Here is a 13,976-nt window from a genome sequence, read left to right as displayed (position 1 = left end):
TTATTCCTTAGGTACTGTGGTGTTACGCACCGCCTTCCGTGGTTGTCGCCTGCGTCAGCATCAGGCTGACAACGCCGCTGTACTGACCGGTTTTCAGAATGCCTTTGGTGGTTTGCGAAATGGTCAGTGGCAGTACTGCGGAACCGTTTTCAATGCTGCCAGGGAACAGTTCAGTTCCGGTAAATTCAGCATCGGTGGTAGACAGTGTTTTATCACCCAGAATGACCGTCATCGGTACAATCTGGTCACCATCCGTGTTGGTGAGTTTTGCCGCACTAACGAGGCGCACTTTGACGTTGCTGGTGGCGGAGTTAGACCACACCTTGGTGTTAAGACGGTAGCTTTCCAGACCACGACCAGGCAGGTACTGCATGTCGATGCTGGCCGGCAGCGGCGTGTTATCGGCCTGGGTCATATCCAACTGTGAGTCAACGCTGGCGTTAACGGTAATATCTTTTTGAATTGCCAGCGCGCTAAAGGACGAGGTCATCGCGGCAACGATCATCAGAGGTTTAATATACTTACGCATTGATATCTCCATATTTACAAATGAGCACCTTGGCTCTTTCAACGAACTACGTGGGTTTTTACTGTGATGTCGTGTTATTGCACGACGGGTAAGTCAGCTTCTTCAGCGGTTTTATTTACCCAGTTGAAGTAGCGGAATTTATATTTCTGGCCATGGCTCATTGTGAGTGTTTTTAATTTCCGTTCAGTGTCCGGATAAATCGTCGCGTCTTCTTTTATCCATTTACACGATGAATTTGCATCACAAATACCAATCTCTCTGAGCGGTACACGCAGCGTGCCATTGTTTTTTAACGTCCCGCGGCGAGGGTCGAACGACAGTGAAATTACGTTTTCTTCTGGAGCAATATGGACCAGTGCGCCCCAAATCACGTTGACGCCCAATGTCGCCATCGCGGCAGGGCTTTCTGCCTTGCCCGGAATAATGCTGTCAGGTTGTTTTACCCCTTCAAAATAGACGCGCCAGGTGGTCTCTTTTTTCGGAGGCATAAGTGATACCAGACGAACTACGCGCATCGCGCCGGCCGCGAGGGCAAATTTTTCGGGCGTAACCACCACGCCATCTTCTTTCCATGACGCCACGTCAATTTCTTTTTCCTGAGCTGTGCCGGGATTAAGAATTTTCTTTTGCCTCACCCGAATGAACTGAATATCATCCGTTTTTGAAGCCACCTTAATTTGCGCCGCACCGGAACTGTCTACATTCAGTTCCATGGGATACACGCTCATATTGGCCATTGTCATTTCTGAGAAAAATGGCAATGACAGCGCGGCGACATAAAAGGCGGTTGTCATGCTCACTCTTTTTTTCTGTTTCACAATCAGTCTGCCTGCTCTGAGTTTAAAGGCGGCGCGTTAACACCAGGACACCGTCTGCTTTCGTATCGCTTCAGGGCAGGGAAACTTTAACCAGAACAGCGGTTTGTGAAAATTTGTATTAGTTAACTCGTTATATACAGTTTTTTATCCTGCTTTTTTGGCTTTAAGGTTGTATAGTTAAGCGAAAATACCGCGGCCAAGGATGGGAAGAAAATTCCTTCTGATGAAAAAACAAGCAGATCAGGAGGTGGTTTTCATGTCGATGTACCAGGGAATAAAAAGCATGCGGTTACAGCCGAGAATAAAAGATGTTTTTTATATGCAATAATTCGTTGTTATTTGATCCTGAAGCACATGCAATAAGCCTTGTTGGACAACCTGAGACTGTATTAACACTTTCGGCGCCAGCCGTTCGTCTTTTACAGGAATTTATTAAACACCGAGGACGCGACCTGAGCCGGGAGGAATTGATCACTCGCGTATGGGAAGAGTTTGGCTTTACGCCATCCGGAAATAATCTTAATAAAGCGGTAAGCGAACTGCGTAAAAGCTTCCAGTCTCTGGGAGAGGGGCACGAATTTATCGTCACTGTCCCGCGCTATGGATTCCGTTTTGATGCCGATGTGATTTTTCAGCCTGATGAGAACATTCAAACCGCTGAGCCGCAATCCCCTTCCATGCAACCAGACATACAGCCCCGGCGCACTTACCTGAAAAGGTGGTTGATTATAGCGACATTGATCGTCGCAGCGTTGGGGGCGGGCATTTACCTTAGCCGCCCGCAGGAGATAACCGTTCCGGCGAAATTAAAGCCGGTCGAGGAAAAAATCGCACGTTGTAGTGTCTGGATTATCAACGATCATGGACGACCGTTAGTGCTCTCGAAATTAGCTGAGCGACTGGAGGCCAATAACGTGGCTTGTGAGCGCGAGGAATACGATATTTATTATTTCAGCGCTCGTTTTTCGCTCGCCACCGCCGATGAAATGTTCATCGGTGCCTGCCCGGTCAGTAAAACCAGCCTGTGCAAGACTATTCGCTATAAAAGTGGGGCCGAAAAATGAAAATAAGGCTTCTTTTTGGATTGGGCGGTGCTGTGGTTGGTGGCGCGCTGGCGCTGTTCTACTATTGCGGCGCGGTCGGCAAAAGCGATGTGCTGGCCTGCAGCACTGAATTTAACTTTACGCGCAATGAGGGAAAAACAAGTGAAGTGAAGGTCAATACCATAGCCCAGTTCTATTTTCATCGGGACGGTACAGGCTTGACCACCTACAAAGGTGCGGCAAGAGCTGGGGGGCAAAATTTGATTATTGACAGGGATGTAGACTTTACGTGGGAGCGGCGGGACGATGACAACGTCATTGTATTGAGTTACACCAAAACCTGGCGTCGACACAATGACAACACCCCCGATGCCCAGTGGGGAAGCTTTGCCTGGCCGACCGCTCGCTACTACCTGACGATTTCTGAACTTTCACCCGCCGTGTGGCTGATTCAGGACCGGCGTTATCCTACCTATATCTGTCGGAGTGAATAAGGTATAAAAAAAGAGAATGCCATTGGCATTCTCTTTTTTCGTATCAGTGATGCTGCTTAATCGCGGCTGGCGAAGCCCAGAATGCTCAGCAGGCTGACGAAGATATTGTACAGCGAAACGTACAGGCTAACAGTGGCGCGGATGTAGTTGGTTTCACCGCCACGGATGATATTGCTGGTTTCAAACAGGATTGCGCCTGAAGAAATCAGAATAAACACCGCGCTAATCGCCAGATGCAGTGCCGGCAGTTGCAGGAAGATATTCGCAACCATACCGATCAGCACAACCACGATACCTGCCATCAGCATCCCGCCGAGGAAGGACATATCTTTCCGTGTGGTCAGCACATACGCAGAGCAACTGAAGAAGACCAGCGCCGTACCACCCAGCGCCATGCCGATAACGTCACCCATACCTGCAGACAGGTAGGTATTCAGCATCGGCCCCAGAATGTAGCCCAGGAAGCCGGTAAAAGCGAAGGCTGACAGAATACCAACGGGTTTATCCGCCGTTTTATAGGTCAGGAACATCAGACCATACATACCCACCAGCGTCAGGATCAGTCCCGGAGAAGGCAGCATCAGCACCGTACTGGCGGTCGCGGTGATCGCTGAAAACGCCAGCGTCAGGCTGAGCAGGAAATAGGTGTTGCGCAGCACCTTATGTGTGCTGAGTAGCGATGTACGATCGCGCGAAGAACTAATAATACGATCCATGAGTCACTCTCTTATGACAGATGTAATTAATGATGAAGGATAATGAAATCAAGGGGAATGACACAGCGGTTTTACCCATCTTTACGCAGTTTAACCCGCCAGGCTTAAGCATATTATTTCAGCAAAAGCTCCCGAATCAGATGTTAGCACTGTATGTGTAAAAATGCCTGTTAGATATCGGCCAGGTTACTGAAAAATATTGCGTAATTCCCGTTTCTCTCTGACAGTGACAGCGGTGTCATCATAAACAGAGCAATAAGGTAAAGGGAATGACTCAAGATAAAACGAAGAGATTTACATTTACGCTGTTGGCTGTCTGTTTGATGTCGGTAAACGGCGCGGCGAGGGCGGCAAATGTTCCGGCAGGAGCAGTACTTGCAGAAAAACAGGAGCTGGTCAGAAACAACGGCAGCGAACCGGCGTCGTTGGATCCGCATAAAGTCGAAAGCAACGTGGAGTTTAATTTAATCAGCGATATGTTCGACGGTCTGGTGGCAGTTAAGCCGGATGGGTCTATTGAACCCCGTCTTGCCGCCTCCTGGGAGAATAAAGGTAACACCGTCTGGACCTTTCATTTACGTCCGGGCATAACCTGGTCGGATGGATCGGCTATCACCGCACAGGATGTCGTCTGGAGCTGGCAGCGCCTGGTCTCGCCGCAAACGGCTTCACCATATGCCTCCTATCTGGGCAATATGCACGTGGCGAACGCGGTCGATATTGCTCAGGGTAACAAAGATCCCGCTACGCTAGGGGTCAAGGCCCTGGATGATACCACGCTGGAAATTACCCTAACGCAACCGACGGCGGCATTTCTGGCGATGCTGGCGCACCCGTCGTTGGTCCCGCTCGATAAAGTGCTGATTGGCCGTTTTGGCGATAAGTGGACCCGCCCAGAGCATATTGTCAGCAGCGGAGCGTACAAATTATCGCAGTGGGTGGTCAATGAGCGCATTGTTGCCGAGCGTAACCCGCATTACTGGGACGATCGGCACACGGTCATTAATAAAGTCACTTACCTGCCCATTAGTTCAGAGTCTGCTGACGTGAACCGCTATAAGGCGGGTGAGATTGACATTGTGTATAGCGTACCGGTCAATCAGTTTGCACAGTTGAAAAAGACCATGGGCGATGAACTCCATGTCTCGCCTCAGCTTTCAACCTATTACTATCAGTTCAATACGACCAGAGCGCCCTTTAATGACCCGCGCGTGCGTCGGGCGCTGAATATGGCGTTGGATAAAGACATCATTGCGCAAAAGGTAATGGGCCAGGGGCAACGTGCGGCGTGGGTTATCAGCCAGCCTGAAATAGGTGGGGTACAACTGCATGCGCCAGAGTATGCGTCGTGGCCACTCGACAAACGCATTGCTGAAGCTAAAAAACTGCTCACTGAGGCCGGGTATGGTCCTGACCATCCGCTGAGCTTAAATCTGCTCTACAACACCTTCGAAACGCACCAGCGTATTGCGATTGCCGCATCGTCAATGTGGAAGAAAAATCTTGGCGTTGAGGTGAAGCTGCAAAATCAGGAATGGAAAACCATGCTGGATACTATGCACACCGGTAATTTTGACATTGTGCGCTATGCGTGGATAGCCGACTATGACGATGCCTCTAGTTTCCTCAATATTTTCCGCACCGGGGACAGTGAGAATACCACCGGGTACAGTAGCCCCGCCTTTGATGAAGCGATGCATAATGCAGCGAAAGCAAGTTCACTGGAAGAGCGAGGTAAAGACTACCAGCAGGCTGAAGATCTGTTAGGTGAGGATGTACCTGCTATTCCGATTTATCACTATGTTCGCACACATCTGGTGAAGCCGTGGGTAGGAGGATTTGCGCCGGATAACCGCGGAAATTACTACACCAAAGATATGTACATCAAAAAACATTAAGCGTGGCAGCCGCTATTTGTGCTGAATAAATGGCCAATTTGGTTTTATTTCAGTCGATTAACACTGTTTTGGCTGTTTTTCAGGCAAATGAACACATTGGTACTTTACAGGTCCGTTCGGGATGTTTATAGTGCGCCTCATTGGAAGCGTGGCCGAGCGGTTGAAGGCACCGGTCTTGAAAACCGGCGACCCGAAAGGGTTCTAGAGTTCGAATCTCTACGCTTCCGCCAAACATGAAAAGGGGTTGCCGAAAGGCAACCCCTTTTTGCTTATAAGGAAAATTTGAACCTGTTGTTGTGAGAGTACGTGCTGTTACGTTCCCTGAAATTGGCAAGGGAATGGAATAACCGAGTAACCATCATACTTACCACTTCAGCCCAGGCGAGCCCAGGGTAACTTCTTTTTCGCTGGATATGATTGCTGCTGACTCTTCGAAAATAAAGCCCTCAACATTAAGTGTGAGGGCTGGTAATAATTAATTGTTATATTTTCCTAAAAATACGATGGCGTTGTTGTCCGAAATGAATAATGTATAATATTCATTTGATGATACCGGTTTAATACCTTTTTTTATCATATCAGATAGTCTGTTTTTATTTTCTTGCTCATCCCCATAACCATGAAGGGTTTGCGTGAACCCTTTGTTGACCAATTGATATGACGCTAAAAACTCAGTGGCGGGAAAAACGAAATAGCCTATAAGTGGTTTATTATCTATTAATAACTTTGCTCTTTCATTTTTATTCAATTGGCCTACAGTACCAATGGAGGCGATGTCTTTATGAGAGGCAATGTCTTGCGCAATCATGTTAAAAACAAAATCTTCATATTCTTGTTGTGACTTCATAGCGTTGCTTAATTGAGCGCTAAAAGCAAGCGAAGCAATGACTGGGATCAGTGCAGCGTATTTAAAACGAGGAGCGAAACGCATAATCGGTATAGCAATTATAACCAGTATAACTGAAAACGAGACTAAAGTACGGGGAAGTACTGGTGCGTCCTGAAGCAATAATGTTGGTCCCATAAGTGAAATAATGAATATTAAAAAGGAGATAGTTCCATACAAAATAAATGTTGCCATTTGCTTAATATTAGTACGGTAAGCAATGAGCATAAACACGCAACTGATAAGTATTGGGATTGCGAAGTAAATGTAAACCGGGTGATAGAGATAAGAAAGAACCATTTCTTTTAAGGCAATTAATGTTTTGGCCAGATGCTCCAATCCACTCTGGTCTGGATGTATTAATTCTGCTCGAGAGTTATTTTTGGGCGAGAAGAAAAGCATATAGATAAGAAAAAATGATACGAATAAAATTGTTTTCTTGCATAAGAAAAATATCGATTCCTTGATCTTTATATCTTTTTTTGTTGCGATGATGATTACATCAATTGCAAGCAAGCCAATAAAAATATTGGCACATGGTTGATATAAGGTTAAAGATAATACGCCAGCTACTAATTTTGTTGCAATCTCTATCCTCTGGTTTTTATTTTTATAGGTATATGCAATCACCGCAAGGAAAAAGGCAATCGACATTCCGAGACTATCATATCTGTACGCAATATTCTGCAAAATGAATGGATTGAATATTAAAAGTGCTGCCACCATATTTGCGTTCGGAATGTCTGATTTAAACAGATGCTTACTGAGCGCAAGCGAAGATGCACCTAAGAAAATACATGATGCGAGCATTGTATAAGGAAACAGGTCAAGGTTATAGTGCCCACTGGCAGAAAAAAACCTTGTTAAAATATCTGCAAAAGGTCGACCTAAACCACGCCAGCCGTAATATCCAGTTATAGATCTATCTAAGTCATCTCTATAATATATGCCTGCCTGGATTAAGGGATAGATAAACAACAGGGCTAATCCTGAGTAAATAAACAATGCTTTTTTATCGTATCTGGAGAACATTTTAAATCCTGTCTTGTTTTTTAACTATATAGCGTGGCCGTTGTTTGGTTTCGATGTAGATTCTACCTATGTACTCACCGAGCACACCGATACCAATTAACTGAATACCACCCAGGAAAAGGATTGAAACAATAATTGATGGATATCCCGCAACCGGATTTCCCCAAAAAATCTTGTCTATAATCATCCATGCACCGAACAAGAAGGATACGGCGGCTACAAAAAAACCAATGTAGGTCCATATCCGCAATGGGAACGTTGAAAAACTGGTAATACCCTCCAGGGCAAGATTCCACAATTTCCAGCCATTAAATTTTGATTTACCAGCAATGCGTCCTGCTCGTGTGTACTCAACAACATCAGTACTGCCACCGACCCAGCTAAGCACACCTTTCATAAAGAGATTACGTTCCGGCATGAGTTTGATGTTATCAACTACATCGCGGGACATAAGTCTAAAGTCACCAACGTTTTCTTCGATCTTCGGATCGCTTATTTTATTGTGTAATTTATAGAACCACTCAGCGGTTTTACGCTTCAGTTTTCCATCCGTGGAGCGGTCTGCACGCTTTGCCAGCACAATATCTGCACCCGCAAGCCACTTATCGACCATCAATGGAATTATTTCGATTGGATCCTGTAGGTCAACATCGATCGGAATAACTGCTTCACCAGAGGAACGCTCAAGGCCTGCAAAAATTGCTGGTTCTTTTCCAAAGTTGCGCGTAAATGAAATGGGGACGACGAGCTTATCAGATACGGCGAGAGCATTAATGATTGATTCTGTAGCGTCTTTGCTACCGTCGTTGATAAACACAATTTCGACATCATATTTTTTTAGTTCTTCATGCCCACGCACCGTGTTGTAGAAAATAGGTATTGTATCTTCTTCATTGAACACCGGCACAATCAGAGAGATTTTCATTTCGGATCCCTAAAAACAATGAACCTTGAGTATAAGAAGCCACATACCAGGCTGATACAGGAGAACTCTATCAACGTTATGAGAGGGGAAATGTTGTAGTGATCGGATACCTGACCAGAGATAAAGCTCAGTAGCCCCATAAATCCAACAAATAGCACATACCCCCGGCTGGTGGCTTTTGCACTAAATGTAAATTTTGCGTTGGCAAAAAATGAAAATGTCACAGCTATCAAAAACGCCACCACGTTGCTCACGGCCTGGTCATTTTTCATGATGTATACCATGATGCCGAACACCGCCCAATGTAATGCCGTGTTTACAATCCCAACGGAAATGTAGCGTGAAAGTAGCTTTATCATAATTAAGAAAGGTCTAATAGAAAGTGTGCGAGTTTAACATTGATGCAAAACGAGATCGACACCTCGACTTTGACCTTTCGCAGAGGCTTGTTTTGCGATACCTCCGAGCGACTGTGCCGGGGGCGCGGTTTTCCGCTGAGCCACAAGACTGCAACACTAACTCTCAGAAATGAGAGGCCGATCCTCTGAGCAGGACTTTTGTCCTCAATCCCCTGCAAACGTCTGGTTACAATCCCTGCATATTTTCAATACCCATAATTCAGGAATTGTTATGACTGCACATATTAATGCTAAACCGGGTGATTTTGCGCCAACTGTGATTATGCCGGGCGATCCGCTACGCGCGAAATTTATTGCCGAAAACTATTTAATGGATTACCGCGAAGTTACCAATGTGCGCAATATGTTGGGCTATACCGGTCTTTATTTTGGACAACCCGTTTCGGTAATGGGGCACGGAATGGGCATTCCTTCAATGACGCTTTATGCCCATGAACTGATACATGACTTTGGCGTGCAGAGAATTATTCGCGTCGGTAGCCTGGGGGCAACTCAACATCATGTCAAAATGCGCGATATTATCCTTGCCGTCGCTGCCGGAACGGATTCCGTTACAAATTTAAAACGTAGCGCGGGCTACGCAATGGCGACGTCTGCGCATTTTCCACTATTACAGCAGGCGTGGATGTTGGCACAAAAGGCCGGAATCGATATTAAGGTCGGTAACGTCTTCAGTGGCGATCTTTATTATGACCCTGACGAAAATTTAATTCCGGCACTGGAAAACTTCGGTGTACTGGGGGTGGATATGGAAGTGGCAGGACTCTATGCCCTGGCGCATCAGTTTAGTATTGAAGCACTGGCTATTTTAACCGTATCCGATCATTGCCTGACAGGAGAAGAAACGACGGCAGAAGAACGACAGTTAACCTTTAAAAATATGATTGAGCTGGCGCTAAATACTGCCGTTACGGCTTAGCCCTGACTTCTAATTGAACCAATCAGAGATGGCATTATATGAAGAATAAAATAGCACTTACGCTGATTAGTTTTCTGGCAAATTTTATAATGGCAGGGTTTGCCAGTCAGTTCGGCATGCTGATTGAACCGATTGCAGTACGCTACAGTGCCGATGTAAATACTGTCGCCTCGATATTTTCGTTACTCAATGGCGGAGCATTAGCCGGGACTATCGCCGCCTTTTTCCTGATAGAAAAAATTGGTGTGAAGCGTATGACGCTCATTATCTACTCGATAGTGTTCCTCTGCGCGCTGGCGATGCACGTAAGCCCCGGCTTATGGCCGGTGATGGTCGCCATGGCCTTAGTGGGATTCTGTGGGGGGATTGGCCTGTGCGTGGCGGGAACGATCGTGGTTTCGGTTTGGCAGGATCGCATTCAGAGCACAATGCTGGTGGTACAGGATGCCACCTTTAACGTCGCGGGCGTGGTTTTTCCGCTGATCACTACCTTTGCCCTGACGCATAATATGTCGTGGAGTTATAGCTACCTTAGCGTTGGCATAGTGGCCTTACTCACGCTGGGAGTTGTGATGCTAACCCGCTTCAATGCCTGTGAAACGGCTCCTGAGGCGGATCGCACAGACGCAGTGAAATCAGAGTGGAATCCTGGGATTATTAGCGGCGGTATAGGTCTGTTTTTAGGCATGCTGGCGCTGTACACCTTCCTCACCTGGGCACCGTTATTTGTGAAGAACAAGTTTGGTATTCCGTTTGAAGAGGCCGGGAATATTATTACCCAATACTGGGGGGCTGCGCTGGTGGGGGCGTTAGTCTCTACCGTGATTGTTGCCCGGGTGAAGATCCATTATTTCCTGCTCAGTATTATTCTGCTGGCGTGTGTGATTACCACTATTATCGTTACGAAAGAACAGATCTCTGGGCTTGATTATCTTGCCTACAGTTATGGGTTTGTCTGTGCGGCATTGTATAACTCCTTTATTGCTTATGGTGTTTCTTTTGTGAAGCGCGCGAGTAGTCAGAACGTTTCATATATTTTAATTAGTGGTAGTGCCGGGGCCATGTTTAGTCCGGCGATCAGCGCCCTGATGGAAAAAACGATGGGACTGCAGAAAATTATGTATGCAATACCGGTGTTGTATTTAATTATCTTCGTCATGCTGATGGGGACACTCAAACTCAAACGTAAATAAATACAGTAATAACGCTTACCTCCTTAATTAGATAGCCAGCCGCCACACCCTTTCTCGGGTGGGGCGACTCACAACCTTACTCAAAGGAATTGAAAATGCTGAAGAAAAATATATCAATGCTTAAAAAAACAGTTCTGGGTACTGTATTTGCTATCAGCTGCACGCAAGCCCTTGCGGCTGATTATACTGATGGCAATATTCGCAAAAATGATTTTAACTGGATGCAATTAAATTTAATGCAAAGTGTGGATGCGAAAGTACCGTATGGTATTCGTAATGACACCTATCTGGAACTGGAGTTCGGTGCACGTTCCGGGATTATCGATCTGTATGGTTATGTCGATTTCTTTGATATTTTAGACAGCAAGCAGGACGACCGTCACGGTGGCGATAACTTCTTCGCCAAGATATCCCCGCGGTTTTCCCTGGATGCTATTTTTAATAAAGATTTATCCGTGGGGCCGTTTAACGAATTCTATATCGCGACGGTGAATAACATTGGCGATCGGGAATTGTTTGAACATTACGTTGGTTTAGGTACGGATGTTAAGGTTCCATGGTTTGGTATGATGGGAATGAACATCTATGCACACTACGTTCGCGAAAACTACGGCGCGGATAACGAAGGTAAGTGGGATGGTTACATGTTCTCGACCAACTGGTCGACGCCGTTCTATACCTTCGCCAACGGCAGTTATCTCAATTATCAGGGATACTTTGACTATCAGTTTGCCGCTAACAAGATAGCTAACCAGCCGCTATACAGTAATAACGCGATTGAATGGTATAACGGCATTTACTGGCATTCAGAGCACTACGCGGTAGGTTATGGATTGAAGTATTTCCGCAATATGGCATTGATGGAAAACCATGGTGGAGCAGGGCGCACCACCGGTCTTGGTCACTATTTCAATCTCACCTATAAGTTCTGATAGCGACCCGACGGCACACCAACACTCAGAATGGTTGGTGTGTCAGTCAATGATGTCGTTGCCGAGAAACTGGCGTAAACCTTCCAGATCCTTAATTTCCAGACCTTGTTTCGTGCGCGTTACCAGCCCGGCATCCGTCAACGCTTTTACCGCCCGTCGATATACCCTGTCGGTGGTGCCGAATCGTTCCGCTTCCTGATATTTTTTATGAAAACCATCCATCGGTTGCTTGTTCTGATGCTGGCGATACAGGTCGTACGCGACGTTGTGTACGATCGGGTAGAGCATCCGGTGCAGGAAAATTTCTAACATATCCTGATAGTCAACGGCCATCGCGCTGGCGAAAAATATTGCCAGTCTGGGGTGTTGGTTCAGCGCCTCTTCCAGGCGTTCACAGCTGCACACCGCAACGGTCAGCGGCTCTTCGGCTACGATATCAAGTTGGCAGCGGTAGCCGGTAAAAAACTCCATTTCTCCAAACAGTTGCTCATCGCATTCCATTGCGCCCAGTTGAAAACGACGCCCATTCTCAGCGCTGTAGCGCAAAGAAATTCTGCCCGACTGCACCATAATCAGGCGATCAACAATTTGTCCCTGGCGATAGAGATATTCATCTTCCTGGATAATCTGGGTTTCAGAGAGCAACTCCAGGAATATTTTCTCGATTAAGGCATCATCCTGCTGCCAGATATTGTGAAAACGACCTTTGGTAAGGGGTTTTAGCTGCATGGTCTAACGTCTTATGGTTTGAGATATTTCTTGTTCTGACTGTATGCCATCTGTTGAGTAATGTCATTAAACGTGAGCAGGGCCAGCGCGATGCTGACCCCGACGTATTAAGGATGGCTGATAAAGCGAGACAGCCGTTGGCGCAACACGCGGTTTTCCTGACGCAACTGCGCGTTCTCTTCTAACAATGTCAGCGCAACGGCGATTCCCGGCCAGTCAAGCTCCAGCTCCTGGCGCAGGCGCATTGCGCGTCGCATTACGGTCAGGGCATGATCGTCAAAGGTCTCGTCTTCATGGGGTTCAATCACCCCTAAGCCGACAATCTCATGCAGTTCCTCTTCTGATACACCGGTGTACAGACAAAATTCGGTAATGCTAAAGGTGACGGTGACGTTAGCCATTATGCTTTCCCCACTCTTTGCGCGGATCAAAGGTCTTTTGTGCATCTGCCAGCTGTTGCCACAGGGTGGCTGTGTTGTCGTCAGGTTTCGGCGGCATCACGATTTTGATCACCGCGTACAAATCGCCGGTATGTTTTTTACTCACCAGACCTTTGCCTTTAATGCGTAACCGCTGCCCGGCCTGACTGCCCGCAGGGATGGTTAACAGGATGCTTTCTTTCAGCGTAGGTACGGTCACTTTCGCGCCCAAAGCGGCTTCCCACGGTGCTACGGGAACGACAACTTCCAGATCCTGATTGACGATATCAAACAGTGGGTGCGGTGCGATATGAATCACCAACCACAAATCACCGTTCGGCCCTCCGTTTTCACCAGGGGTACCCTGGCCTTTCAAACGGATACGCTGACCGTTGCCCACGCCTGCCGGGATTTTCACGTTGAGCGTTTTGGGAATTTCCCGTTCAACCATGCCGAAGGCATTGTAAACCGGCAGGTTGTAACTGATAGTGCGGCTGTGCTCAGTGAGCGTTTCTTCAAGGAATACGGCAACTTCAATTTCAATATCGTGTCCGCGGCTGGCATGGCGCTGTCGCGTGTGGTGTGCATGCTGACCAAAAATGGAGGAGAAAATATCGTCGAAATCTTCGGCGCTGTAGTTTTGATTCTCTCCTTGCTGGAATTGACGGTTGAACTGAGGGTCGTTGCGGTGCTGCCACAACTGGTCGTACTCGGCGCGTCGCTGTTCATCACTCAGTACTTCCCAGGCTTCAGCGACCTCTTTGAACCGGGCCTCTGCGTCAGGCTCTTTGCTGACATCAGGATGGTATTTACGGGCGAGTCGACGATAGGCGGTCTTGATTGTCTTGAGATCGTCTGTCGGTTTCACGCCCATAATGGCGTAATAATCCTTTAATTCCATAGCGTTCTCTCGTGTAAATCAACACTTGCAGAAGGTGAACCCTGACAAAAGGTGTCACCGCTAAGTTTAGGGTAATCCTGATAACGGCGAATGCCAACCGGGAAGAAAGGATATCGGTATAAA

The 13,976-nt window shown here is 46.9% G+C and carries 15 protein-coding genes and 1 tRNA gene; 7 read left to right on the top strand and 9 right to left on the bottom strand.

The genetic code is table 11. The features are described from left to right. Positions 1 to 22 precede the first annotated feature (22 nt). Entirely contained in the window at positions 23 to 529 is a 507-nt protein-coding gene (locus tag OGV69_RS20010) for a CS1 type fimbrial major subunit (RefSeq protein WP_069323274.1), read from the bottom strand. A 74-nt stretch (positions 530 to 603) separates the two neighbouring features. After that, on the bottom strand, positions 604 to 1,347 hold the full coding sequence (locus OGV69_RS20005) for a fimbrial protein (protein WP_069323275.1): 744 nt from the start codon (positions 1,345 to 1,347) through the stop codon (positions 604 to 606). 308 nt (positions 1,348 to 1,655) lie between these two features. Between OGV69_RS20005 and OGV69_RS20000 the strand changes: the two genes are divergently transcribed. Both OGV69_RS20000 and OGV69_RS19995 read left to right on the top strand, forming a co-directional pair. Further along, the gene (locus OGV69_RS20000) at positions 1,656 to 2,411 is read left to right on the top strand and encodes a winged helix-turn-helix domain-containing protein (RefSeq protein ID WP_069323276.1); all 756 of its coding nucleotides are present in this window, start codon (positions 1,656 to 1,658) and stop codon (positions 2,409 to 2,411) included. Further along, positions 2,408 to 2,884: a hypothetical protein gene (locus tag OGV69_RS19995; RefSeq protein WP_038639481.1), complete on the top strand. Its 477-nt coding sequence runs from the start codon at positions 2,408 to 2,410 to the stop codon at positions 2,882 to 2,884. The genes OGV69_RS20000 and OGV69_RS19995 overlap by 4 nt, the downstream gene beginning before the upstream one ends. A 56-nt stretch (positions 2,885 to 2,940) precedes the next feature. Here the strand turns inward: OGV69_RS19995 and yccA are convergent, their stop codons facing one another. Then, the gene (gene yccA / locus OGV69_RS19990) at positions 2,941 to 3,600 is read right to left on the bottom strand and encodes an FtsH protease modulator YccA (protein WP_069323277.1); all 660 of its coding nucleotides are present in this window, start codon (positions 3,598 to 3,600) and stop codon (positions 2,941 to 2,943) included. A gap of 269 nt (positions 3,601 to 3,869) precedes the next feature. Between yccA and OGV69_RS19985 the strand changes: the two genes are divergently transcribed. Together OGV69_RS19985 and OGV69_RS19980 are read left to right on the top strand one after the other, a co-directional pair. Beyond that, positions 3,870 to 5,498: an ABC transporter substrate-binding protein gene (locus tag OGV69_RS19985; protein WP_069323278.1), complete on the top strand. Its 1,629-nt coding sequence runs from the start codon at positions 3,870 to 3,872 to the stop codon at positions 5,496 to 5,498. A 142-nt stretch (positions 5,499 to 5,640) separates the two neighbouring features. Further along, positions 5,641 to 5,728: transfer RNA gene (locus OGV69_RS19980), tRNA-Ser, on the top strand. Between the two features lie 245 nt (positions 5,729 to 5,973). Here OGV69_RS19980 and OGV69_RS19975 read toward each other — a convergent pair. From OGV69_RS19975 to OGV69_RS19965, 3 genes are read right to left on the bottom strand one after another with little or no spacing between them, the layout of a single operon-like run. Next, positions 5,974 to 7,416 carry a glucosyltransferase domain-containing protein gene (locus OGV69_RS19975; RefSeq protein WP_069323279.1) on the bottom strand — a complete coding sequence of 481 codons (1,443 nt, stop codon included), beginning with the start codon at positions 7,414 to 7,416 and terminating at the stop codon, positions 5,974 to 5,976. Position 7,417: 1 nt separating this feature from the next. Next, positions 7,418 to 8,341 carry a glycosyltransferase family 2 protein gene (locus tag OGV69_RS19970; protein ID WP_069323280.1) on the bottom strand — a complete coding sequence of 308 codons (924 nt, stop codon included), beginning with the start codon at positions 8,339 to 8,341 and terminating at the stop codon, positions 7,418 to 7,420. Next, entirely contained in the window at positions 8,338 to 8,700 is a 363-nt protein-coding gene (locus tag OGV69_RS19965) for a GtrA family protein (RefSeq protein ID WP_038639494.1), read from the bottom strand. The genes OGV69_RS19970 and OGV69_RS19965 overlap by 4 nt, the downstream gene beginning before the upstream one ends. Before the next feature lie 271 nt (positions 8,701 to 8,971). Between OGV69_RS19965 and deoD the strand changes: the two genes are divergently transcribed. The 3 genes from deoD to OGV69_RS19950 all read left to right on the top strand — a co-directional run bounded on the left by deoD (position 8,972) and on the right by OGV69_RS19950 (position 11,804). Continuing rightward, positions 8,972 to 9,679 carry a purine-nucleoside phosphorylase gene (gene deoD, locus OGV69_RS19960; RefSeq protein WP_069323281.1) on the top strand — a complete coding sequence of 236 codons (708 nt, stop codon included), beginning with the start codon at positions 8,972 to 8,974 and terminating at the stop codon, positions 9,677 to 9,679. Between the two features lie 38 nt (positions 9,680 to 9,717). Continuing rightward, the gene (gene tsgA, locus OGV69_RS19955; RefSeq protein WP_038639500.1) at positions 9,718 to 10,872 is read left to right on the top strand and encodes an MFS transporter TsgA; all 1,155 of its coding nucleotides are present in this window, start codon (positions 9,718 to 9,720) and stop codon (positions 10,870 to 10,872) included. A gap of 95 nt (positions 10,873 to 10,967) precedes the next feature. Beyond that, on the top strand, positions 10,968 to 11,804 hold the full coding sequence (locus tag OGV69_RS19950) for a nucleoside-specific channel-forming Tsx family protein (protein WP_069323282.1): 837 nt from the start codon (positions 10,968 to 10,970) through the stop codon (positions 11,802 to 11,804). A gap of 42 nt (positions 11,805 to 11,846) precedes the next feature. Here the strand turns inward: OGV69_RS19950 and OGV69_RS19945 are convergent, their stop codons facing one another. The 3 genes from OGV69_RS19945 to cbpA all read right to left on the bottom strand — a co-directional run bounded on the left by OGV69_RS19945 (position 11,847) and on the right by cbpA (position 13,853). Beyond that, positions 11,847 to 12,533 carry a Crp/Fnr family transcriptional regulator gene (locus tag OGV69_RS19945; RefSeq protein ID WP_038639506.1) on the bottom strand — a complete coding sequence of 229 codons (687 nt, stop codon included), beginning with the start codon at positions 12,531 to 12,533 and terminating at the stop codon, positions 11,847 to 11,849. 107 nt (positions 12,534 to 12,640) lie between these two features. After that, positions 12,641 to 12,934: a chaperone modulator CbpM gene (cbpM, locus tag OGV69_RS19940; RefSeq protein WP_038639509.1), complete on the bottom strand. Its 294-nt coding sequence runs from the start codon at positions 12,932 to 12,934 to the stop codon at positions 12,641 to 12,643. Next, positions 12,927 to 13,853, bottom strand: coding sequence for a curved DNA-binding protein (gene cbpA, locus OGV69_RS19935; RefSeq protein WP_038639512.1), 927 nt, complete (start codon positions 13,851 to 13,853; stop codon positions 12,927 to 12,929). Before cbpA ends, cbpM begins: the two co-directional genes overlap by 8 nt. Positions 13,854 to 13,976: the final 123 nt, after the last annotated feature.

Origin of the sequence: Citrobacter sp. Cc139, from assembly GCF_030334645.1 — a bacterium.
Classification (GTDB): Bacteria; Pseudomonadota; Gammaproteobacteria; order Enterobacterales; family Enterobacteriaceae; genus Citrobacter; species Citrobacter werkmanii.
The sequence above is the reverse complement of the archived record's forward strand: the minus strand, read 5'-3'. Positions and strand labels throughout refer to the sequence as shown.

Bases quoted from the DNA above. Each gene is read 5' to 3' on its own strand.
- OGV69_RS20010 (WP_069323274.1), bottom strand. From the start codon at position 529: ATGCGTAAGTATATTAAACCTCTGATGATCGTTGCCGCGATGACCTCG.
- OGV69_RS20000 (WP_069323276.1), top strand. From the start codon at position 1,656: ATGTTTTTTATATGCAATAATTCGTTGTTATTTGATCCTGAAGCACAT.
- OGV69_RS19995 (WP_038639481.1), top strand. From the start codon at position 2,408: ATGAAAATAAGGCTTCTTTTTGGATTGGGCGGTGCTGTGGTTGGTGGC.
- yccA (WP_069323277.1), bottom strand. From the start codon at position 3,600: ATGGATCGTATTATTAGTTCTTCGCGCGATCGTACATCGCTACTCAGC.
- OGV69_RS19985 (WP_069323278.1), top strand. From the start codon at position 3,870: ATGACTCAAGATAAAACGAAGAGATTTACATTTACGCTGTTGGCTGTC.
- OGV69_RS19975 (WP_069323279.1), bottom strand. From the start codon at position 7,416: ATGTTCTCCAGATACGATAAAAAAGCATTGTTTATTTACTCAGGATTA.
- OGV69_RS19970 (WP_069323280.1), bottom strand. From the start codon at position 8,341: ATGAAAATCTCTCTGATTGTGCCGGTGTTCAATGAAGAAGATACAATA.
- OGV69_RS19965 (WP_038639494.1), bottom strand. From the start codon at position 8,700: ATGATAAAGCTACTTTCACGCTACATTTCCGTTGGGATTGTAAACACG.
- deoD (WP_069323281.1), top strand. From the start codon at position 8,972: ATGACTGCACATATTAATGCTAAACCGGGTGATTTTGCGCCAACTGTG.
- tsgA (WP_038639500.1), top strand. From the start codon at position 9,718: ATGAAGAATAAAATAGCACTTACGCTGATTAGTTTTCTGGCAAATTTT.
- OGV69_RS19950 (WP_069323282.1), top strand. From the start codon at position 10,968: ATGCTGAAGAAAAATATATCAATGCTTAAAAAAACAGTTCTGGGTACT.
- OGV69_RS19945 (WP_038639506.1), bottom strand. From the start codon at position 12,533: ATGCAGCTAAAACCCCTTACCAAAGGTCGTTTTCACAATATCTGGCAG.
- cbpM (WP_038639509.1), bottom strand. From the start codon at position 12,934: ATGGCTAACGTCACCGTCACCTTTAGCATTACCGAATTTTGTCTGTAC.
- cbpA (WP_038639512.1), bottom strand. From the start codon at position 13,853: ATGGAATTAAAGGATTATTACGCCATTATGGGCGTGAAACCGACAGAC.